The 8323-nt window shown below is 67.9% G+C and carries 6 protein-coding genes and 1 pseudogene; 5 read left to right on the forward strand and 2 right to left on the reverse strand.

Translation table 11 applies throughout. From position 1 onward, the window contains the following. The 5 genes from WBA11_RS00365 to WBA11_RS00385 form a co-directional block, all read left to right on the forward strand. The coding region (locus WBA11_RS00365; protein WP_424518751.1) for a DUF4331 family protein at positions 1-2161 on the forward strand (2161 nt) is incomplete at its 5' end. Between the two features lie 87 nt (positions 2162-2248). Then, positions 2249-3568, forward strand: a complete 1320-nt coding sequence (locus WBA11_RS00370) for a tetratricopeptide repeat protein (protein ID WP_424518752.1) — start codon at positions 2249-2251, stop codon at positions 3566-3568. Between the two features lie 3 nt (positions 3569-3571). Beyond that, entirely contained in the window at positions 3572-4153 is a 582-nt protein-coding gene (locus WBA11_RS00375) for a hypothetical protein (protein WP_424518753.1), read from the forward strand. A 104-nt stretch (positions 4154-4257) separates the two neighbouring features. Further along, a complete protein-coding gene (locus WBA11_RS00380; RefSeq protein WP_424518754.1) occupies positions 4258-6531 on the forward strand; it encodes a TonB-dependent receptor in 2274 nt (757 codons plus the stop codon). 77 nt (positions 6532-6608) lie between these two features. Next, positions 6609-7307, forward strand: a complete 699-nt coding sequence (locus tag WBA11_RS00385) for an esterase/lipase family protein (RefSeq protein ID WP_424518755.1) — start codon at positions 6609-6611, stop codon at positions 7305-7307. Positions 7308-7322: 15 nt separating this feature from the next. On the opposite strand, the gene WBA11_RS00390 is transcribed toward WBA11_RS00385, so the two are convergent. Both WBA11_RS00390 and WBA11_RS00395 read right to left on the reverse strand, forming a co-directional pair. Continuing rightward, positions 7323-7616, reverse strand: a complete 294-nt coding sequence (locus tag WBA11_RS00390; RefSeq protein WP_424518756.1) for a DUF721 domain-containing protein — start codon at positions 7614-7616, stop codon at positions 7323-7325. Positions 7617-7683: 67 nt separating this feature from the next. Then, positions 7684-8323, reverse strand: a pseudogene (locus WBA11_RS00395) (hypothetical protein); the annotation flags it as partial.

An 8323-nucleotide genomic window follows, 5' to 3' on the forward strand; every position in this document is an offset into this window, starting at 1 on the left:
CACCGATGTCTACGCCTACCGCACGCCGGGCGCGGAGACGGTAACGATCATCGCCAACTACATCCCGCTCTCGCACCCGGACGGCGGCCCGAACTACAACCACTTCGGCGAGGACATCCGCTACGAGATCCACGTCAAGAACCAGACGTCGGTCGGACCTCTCGGCACGGCCACGGATGACATCACGTACCGGTTCACGTTCGACCGCGTCAACGAGGACCCGACAACGTTCTTCAACATCCGCCTTGGCGCGGAGAACATCAACACGTCGTACACGCTCGAGAAGAGCACCGACGGCGGCCGCTCGTTCACGACCATCATCGAGGACGGTGAGACACCGCCGGTCAACATCGGACCCCGCTCCATCGAGGGCGCAGCCGGTCTCGGCATGGACTACGAGTCGCTCGTGACGAGCGCCATCGAGACGGCCTCGACGGGCGAGACGGTCTTCGCTGGCCCGCGTGACGATCCGTTCTTCGTCGACCTCGGCGGCGTCTTTGATTTGGGCGGCATCCGCCAGTCCTTCGGCACCGACGGCGTCTTGGAGCACGACAACGCGATGCTGGCCCGCGACGCTGTCGCCGGATACAACACGCACTCGATCGTCCTCGAGGTGCCCATCAACATGCTCCAGAAGGACGGAGCAGACGCACCGGACCCCGACGACGCGTCGGACGACGACGCCGCGACGGGCGCCAACACGATCCTCGATCCCAACTTCGTGATCGGCGTGTGGGCCTCGGCCTCGAGGCCGCAGGTCTCGACGTTGTCACCCGACGGCTCGAAGCCGACCGTGTCCGGTCCCTACGTCCAGGTCTCCCGTCTCGGGATGCCCTTGACCAACGAGGCCATCATCCCGATCGGTGAGAAGGACCGCTGGAACTACGTCTCGCCGTACAGCGAGGCCGAGCAGTCGTTCGCGCAGTACTTCGTCAACCCCGAGTTGGCGCTGTACATGAACAACGGCGCCTTTGGCGACGCTGTCCCGGGTCTGTCCACGGACTTGACGATCCAGCAGAACTCGTACCCTGGCCTCGACCTCGATGGCGACGGTGACCCGTCCAACGTCGGATCCGGCCTGGACTTCACCAACGGTGCCGACGGCGCCGCTGCGGTCCTGCCGCTCGTGGTCAACGGAGCGCTGGACATCGCGGGGACGGCGTTCGCCGCTCCTACGAAGCCGACCGCCGACGGCGTCCCGACGGCGCTCCTCGCACCCGGCCAGCCGCGCCGAGTGGACATCTTGCCCATCTTCTACTTCGGCGTCCCGAACCTGGCCCCATACCAACTCCTGACTGGTAAGGGCGGGCTCGTGGCCGACACGGACGGTGATGGCGACCTCGACTTCACGCAGGGCAAGCCGTTCATCAACAACTTCCTCCCGATCACCCAAACGCCAGACGGCGGCCTGTGGGGCGGCGACATGCTGCGCCTCAACATGGCCGTTCCGACGACGGACCGGGACGACGACGAGTTCACGAACTGGGCACGGCTCGGGCTCATCCGCGCGGCGGCCATCGGCCTGACCTCGCCGGACTTCGCCACGACCGACCTCGAGTTCATCCCGCACATGGATGGTTTCCCGAACGGGCGCCGCCTCGAGGACGATGTGACCACGATCGAGCTCCAGGCCGTCGCGGGCGTCGTGCTCGCTGCTGTGGGCCTGCCTGACGATGACGCAACGGCCGGGGACTACTCGGACTTTGCGACCTCATCGCAGATATTCCAGGAGCTCGCGTTCGTGGCCGGGCCGACCCGGAACGATCTCCCGTTCATGTCTGAGTTCCCGTACGTCCCGACCCCGCACCGCGGGTACGACTTCGTCCGGGACCAGACGCCGGGGGCACCGTTCGCCAACTTCGCGACCTCGAGTGGCATCAACGTCGGCGTGGCTCGTGGGACCCTCTTGGATCCCGCGTTCCCGAACCCGACCTCGGGTGCCTCGACGATCCGGTTCCAGCTTTCCGAAGCCGCTCCGGTCCGCGTCGACGTCTACGACGTCCAGGGCCGCTTGGTGGAGACCGTGACCAACCGGGATTACACCTCGGGCACGCACGAGCTGTCCTGGGACGGATCGCGGCTGGCCTCGGGCACCTACATCTACCGCCTGATGGTGGATGGGGAGCTCATCACGGCGAAGCAGACGACGGTCGTCCGCTAGCCGCCTTGCGATCATGCCGCCACGGCGGCACTCGTTTTTTGGGGGCGAGGCCGAAGCCTCGCCCCCTTCTCATTTGTATCGCCCTCGATGTCCGCACGTACCTCTAAGATTCTAGCGATCGGCCTGGTGGCCACCGCCGTCATCACCGTCGCCGTCATGTGGCAGCTCCGCGAGCCGCCGCCACTACCGCCCGACCACTCCCAGATCGAGCCGGGCGACCGGTTCGATAACGCCGAGGACGCTGTCGATTACTACCGGACGCTCGTCCGGCGCGAGCCCGACAACGCGGCCGCACAGGTCCGTCTCGCCCACGCGCTGATGCAGTATGGCGAGGAAAGCGGCACCCAGTTCGAAACCGTCCCCGAGGCTCAGCAACTCCTCGAGGGCGCCGTCGAAGCCCGGCCAGGCGACATCTACGCCCGTGCCCTCTTGGCATCGCTCTACAACATCTTGCACCGCTTTGAGGACGGTCGCGACTTGTCACGCGAGTTGTTAGAGGAGCGCCCGTACTTCGCCTACGTTCACGGAACGCTGATCGACGCGTTGGTCGAGCTCGGCGAGTACGACGAAGCCGTCGAGGCCTCGGACCGGTTGCAATCGCTCAAGCCCGGACTGCCGGCGTACTCGAGGGCGAGCTACATCCGTGAGCTCTACGGCGACACGGAAGGCGCCATCGAGGCCATGCAGCTCGCAGCCAACGCGGCGCCCATCGGCCGGTCGGAGCGCTCGTGGGCGCTGTTCCAACTCGGCAATCTGTACCTCGGCGACGCCAAGCCGGATACCGCGCGTGTCATCTTCGAGGGCGCCCTGGAGGAGATGCCGGACTTCGCTCCCGCACTTGCTGGCCTTGGTCACGTCGCGCTCGTCGAAGGCGACGCCGACCGCGCGGTCCAGCTCATCGAAGAGGCCCGGTCGCTCCGGCCGATGGAGATGATGGACGAGCTCCTGGTCGAGGCCTACGCCGCCGCCGGTGACCAAGCCCAGTCAGACGCCGCCGCCGAGCGTGTTCTCGTGGCGTTGCAACGCGCCCGCGACATGGGCGAGATCGTCGACATGGAAGAGGCAGACTTTCTCCTCGATCTCGGACGCGACCTTGAGGGCTCGCTCGTAAAGGCACGCGAGCAGCAAGCTCGCCGTCCCGGCCACATGCACGCGAACGAGACGCTGGCGTGGGCGCTCCACAAGAACGGCCGCTCGGCTGAGGGCATCCCGTACATCGAGCGCGCGATGCGACTCGACACCGGCGACGCGATGGTTCACTACCGCGCCGCTCAGATCTACGAAGGTGCCGGACAGCTTGACGAGGCCGCTCGGCACTACCGGATCGCTCTCGATGGCAACCTCGACGTCGAGAGCCCGACCACAGCCGATGAAGCACGCGTGCTCCTGGGCCGGATCGAGGCCTAGCTCGTGAGAACCGCCGCCCCGACGCTCCACTCGTCACTCCGCGCGTTGCGCGGGGTGGCAGCGGTCGTTGTGGCGGTGGGATATCTCGCGGCGTTGAACGCGACGGCCATCGGACACGGATGGCGACTGGTGCCACACCTCGCTCTCGAACACGGCTCAGCCATCGCGGCGCCCGGCGTCCTCGAGAGTCGTCAGACCGGCGCAGCCGACGAGACCGGCGCGGTGATCCTGACGACGCTGCGCAACACGCACCGCCACGGCGGCCACGTACACTCACACGGGCCACATTCTTCCGAGGCGGATACATTGCCGACCTCGAGGACGCACGCGCGCTCCACCTCAGAATCGGGCGTCGCCCTCGAGGGCGACTTCCACGAGCACGATGGCATGGTTCACAGCCACGGCCCTCCTCCCGCCGAGGAGACCGCGGTCGCGGTGGTCTCGCTCGACAAGCATCGGCCGTCGTCATCGGCTACCGTACCAGCCGCCCCGACGAGTGCGCTTCACAGCGTGCTCGAGGTCGGCGAGGGATTTACCACGAGAGGACGCGACGTAGAGACGCCCCCGCCGATCGGCTGGAGCTAGTCATGATCGAGGCCGGTCGCCCGGTCTAAGCGTCGCACGAGGGTGCGGCGCGTCCTTCCACGTGCCCCGGTCTCGGGGCGTGAGTTCCGTCTCTACGTCTCTACATGCTTTATCTCTTCCGCCGCACTCTGTGGCTTTCTCTCCTCACGGCCCTGCTTCCGGCCGTGGCAGCTCAATCCATTACCGGCACCGTCCTCGAGGGGGGCACTGGCACTCCCATCGAGGGCGCGGCTGTCGCGCTCGTCAACACTGACTCTGGCACGACCACACGGGCCGACGGACGGTTCGACCTCGAGGCCGCGCCTGGCACCTACACGCTTCGCGCGTCGTCTCTCGGATACGCACCTGCAGAGCGCCGCGTCGTCCTCGAGGACGGCGAGACGGTGCGCCTCACCATCACCCTGAGTCCGGCCAACTCGGAGATCGGTGAGGTCGTCGTCGAAGGGCGCGCGACCAACCTGGTCGGCTTTGCGACGACAGCATCGCAAGGGTTCGTGGGGCAGGATCAGCTCGCTCTTCGGCCGCTGCTACGCGTCGGAGAAGTGCTCGAAACGATACCGGGTACGATTGTGACGCAGCACAGCGGATCCGGAAAGGCCAATCAGTTCTTCCTACGTGGGTTCAACCTGGACCACGGAACAGACTTCTCAGCATCGCTCGAGGGCGTCCCGATGAACCTCCCGACGCACGCGCATGGCCAAGGCTACCTCGACCTGAACCAGCTTATTCCAGAGCTCGTCGACTACGTCGCGTTCGAGAAGGGACCACAGAATGCCGAGACCGGCGACTTCGCGACGGCAGGAAGCGCGGAGATCCGACTTGTGCGCCGCCTCGAGGACGGTATCGCCAAAGTCGAGGCGGGAGTCGATGACCATTATGAGGCGCTGATCGCGGACTCGAGGCCGGTCGGGAGCGGTGACTTGCTCCTCGCCGTTCGCGGGCGCTACTACGACGGGCCGTGGGTGAACCCTGAGAACAGCGGGCTGGCGAGCGCCGTCGCGAAGTACTCGACAGGGACCGCGTCCGACGGTTTGACCGTGACGGCCTTGGGCTATGTCCAGGACTGGGACGCAACGGACCAGATCGCGCTCCGCGCCGTCGAGGACGGCCGGGTCGATCGGTTGGGGGCGCTCGACCCGACAAACGGTGGCTCGACGGGCCGCTATACTCTAGCCGGCACGTGGGCATCGACCTCGAGGGCGAGCCAGACGCGCGTGAACGCCTATGCGGCCGCGTACCACCTCGACCTGTTCTCCAACTTTACCTACTTCTTGGACGACCCGGACCAGGGCGACCAGTTCGAGCAAGTCGACCGGCGCGTCTACGGCGGCGGCGGGGCGTCTCACCGCTGGATGATGGGACCGCGCAGCGTCACCGCGGTCGGCGCGGATGTCCGGCACGATCAGATCCTCGAGGTCGGGCTTCACCGCACGCAGGATCGGGCTCGCACCGGGACGGTCCGAGATGACCAGGTCGCGCAGACGGCGGCCGGCGCCTACGTCCGCAACGAGACGCGCTGGACGGACTGGCTCCGCACGACGGCCGGGCTTCGCGCGGACGGCTACCGGTTCGACGTGGCGAGCGACCTCGAGGTCAACTCCGGCGTCGAGACGGACGCCATCGTGAGCCCCAAGGTGGGACTCGCGCTGGGGCCGTGGCAGGACACCGAGGTCTACGCCAACCTGGGCCTGGGCTTCCACAGCAACGACGCGCGAGGCACTACGATCGCCCTCGATCCGGCCACGCGCGAGGCCGTCGAGCGCGTGGACCCGCTGGTGCGGACGCAAGGCGCCGAGCTCGGCCTGCGGACGGAGGCGCTGCAAGGATTGCGTTCGACGGTGGCCCTGTGGCTCATCGACCTCGACTCGGAGCTGGTCTTCGTCGGCGACGCGGGCGGGACCGAGGCGAGCGACGCGAGCCGGCACGTCGGCCTCGAGGTCGACACGTACTACCAGGCCACGGACTGGCTCAACGCGACGCTCGACGTGGCGCTGACGCGGTCGCGGTTCCGGGACGTCGGCGACGAGGACCGGATCGAGAACTCGATCGGGCGAATCGTGTCGGCCGGGATCTATGTTGGGCAAGAGACGGGACCGCTGGCGGCGCTCCAGCTTCGTCACTTCGGGCCTCGGCCCTTGAACGGCGACGGCAGCATCGAGGCCGATGCCACGACGCTCGTCAACACCAAAGTCGGCTACCGGCTCGGAGCGGTCGCGGTGTCGCTCGACGTGCTCAACGCGCTCGACTCCCACGACGCGGACGTGAGCTACTTCTACGCGTCGCGCCTGCGCGGCGAGCCGACGGACGGCATCGAGGACGTCCACTTCCACCCGGTGATTCCCAGGACAGCGCGTCTGACCCTGCTCGCGCGGTTCTAGCCGGTCCGGCGTCCTCGAGGACGCGGCTGGTACAAACGCACTAGACCGACCTCGAGGTCGGCCCGTAGGGTGTCAGCATGATCCGGCTTCTGACGCTTTCCGCCCTCCTCCTGACCTTGAGCGCGTGCGCCTCGACCCGCCCGGACACCGGCACGCGCGACCTGGTCGTGCTGGTCCACGGCATGGGCCGGAGCCCGCTGTCGATGGGCGCCCTCGACGTGTCGCTCCGCCGCGCGGGCTACCGCGTGCTCAACGTCGGGTACGACAGCCAGCGCCCGAGCGTGGCGGAGATCGGAGCGCAGGTCTCGGCCGAGATCGAGGGCGCCCTCGATGACGAGCCGGCGCCGCGCGTTCACTACGTCGGGCACAGCCTGGGGACGGTCGTGGTGCGCCAGGTCTTCCACGACGGGGCGCCAGGCACGCCGGGCCGGGCGGTGTTTCTCGCACCTCCCAACCAGGGCTCCTCGTCGGCCGACCAGTGGGCGCGCTGGATCGGGTGGGCGTTGCCTCCCATCCGCGAGCTTCAGACGACGGGCGGGACGGCGGTCTCTCTCGGGCCTCCCGACGGCCTCGAGGTCGCGGTCATCGCGGGCGACCGCGACGGCAAGGTGTCGGTCTCCGAGACGTGCCTCGAGGGTGCGGACCACGCTGTGATTCCGTCCGGCCACACGGTGATCATGATGCGACCGCGCGTCCTCCGGATGGTCAAGGGGTTTCTCGCGACGGGCGACCTCGAGGGCGCGTCAGACGCGGCGTGCGCGGAGGTGCTGGGCTAACGTCCTCGAGGACGACTACCGAAACACGACCTCGTCCACGACGCTCCCGCCCAGGTGCTCGTTCATCCGGTCGCGCCACGCCTCGCGCTGGAACTGCAACTGGTGTCGCCATGCCGCCGACCGGACCTTGACGTGCAGCACGCCGTGGCGCATCCAGACCTGCTCGGACACGTTCGCGATGGCCTCCCCCACCACGACCGGCCACGCCTCGACCGCGCGGGCCGCGTCGAACCGCTCGCGGTAGCCGTACCGATCGACGAGGTCGGACAGGACGGAGCCGAGGGGCTGGGGCTGTTTCTTGGCGGGCACGGCAGTCGAGGGCGAGCCGCAAGCTAGAGCCAGCCGCCCTCGAGGGCGACGCCGACCTCGAGGACGACTACGCGCGTGTGGCGAGGTGCCACACGAACGTGATCTCCTCCTGCGACGTGACCACGAGCACGACCAGGCCTGCAATCGCCAGCAAGAACGGGAGCCCGAACCCGACCAGGACGGCGCGAGCCGGTGGCGCGTACGTCACGGCCTGCAAGTCGCCCATCATTCGGTAGCCCGCGATCACCTCGGCGAGCAACCCCAGGCCCAATACGGCCGGAGCCAAGACCGTCGCCAGCCCCGCGTCGATGCTGCCCAGGACGAGCGCGATCACCATCAAGGGCAGCCAGGCCCACCGGCACCAGACCGCGATCGACAGCGCTTGCGCCGGGCGGACACGGCGGCGCCCCGCGATGATGCCGATCCAGATCAGGTTGAACACCAACCACGACGCGTAGGCCAAGGCGAGCACGCCGGCCAAGGCGAGCGGTTGTCCGAGCAGTCCGGTCAGCCGCGCTTGCGCCTCGACGGACCACGACGATGTCGCGGCCACCAGCGCGTCCGTTCGGGCCAGCGCTCGCAGTGCCGCCGCGCCCACCACACCCGCCGCCACCGAGAGGACCACGAAGAGCCCGACCGTCTCGGTCGTCGACAGGTCGAAGCCGCGCCGGACCGCGTCGCGGTACAGATCGCGCCTCGTGAAGTAG

The sequence above is a fragment of the Rubrivirga sp. genome (assembly GCF_049648075.1).
Classification (GTDB): Bacteria; Bacteroidota; Rhodothermia; order Rhodothermales; family Rubricoccaceae; genus Rubrivirga.

Excerpts from the sequence above, each read along its gene's own strand:
- WBA11_RS00380 (WP_424518754.1), top strand. The coding sequence starts at position 4,258 with ATGCTTTATCTCTTCCGCCGCACTCTGTGGCTTTCTCTCCTCACGGCC.
- WBA11_RS00370 (WP_424518752.1), top strand. The coding sequence starts at position 2,249 with ATGTCCGCACGTACCTCTAAGATTCTAGCGATCGGCCTGGTGGCCACC.
- WBA11_RS00385 (WP_424518755.1), top strand. The coding sequence starts at position 6,609 with ATGATCCGGCTTCTGACGCTTTCCGCCCTCCTCCTGACCTTGAGCGCG.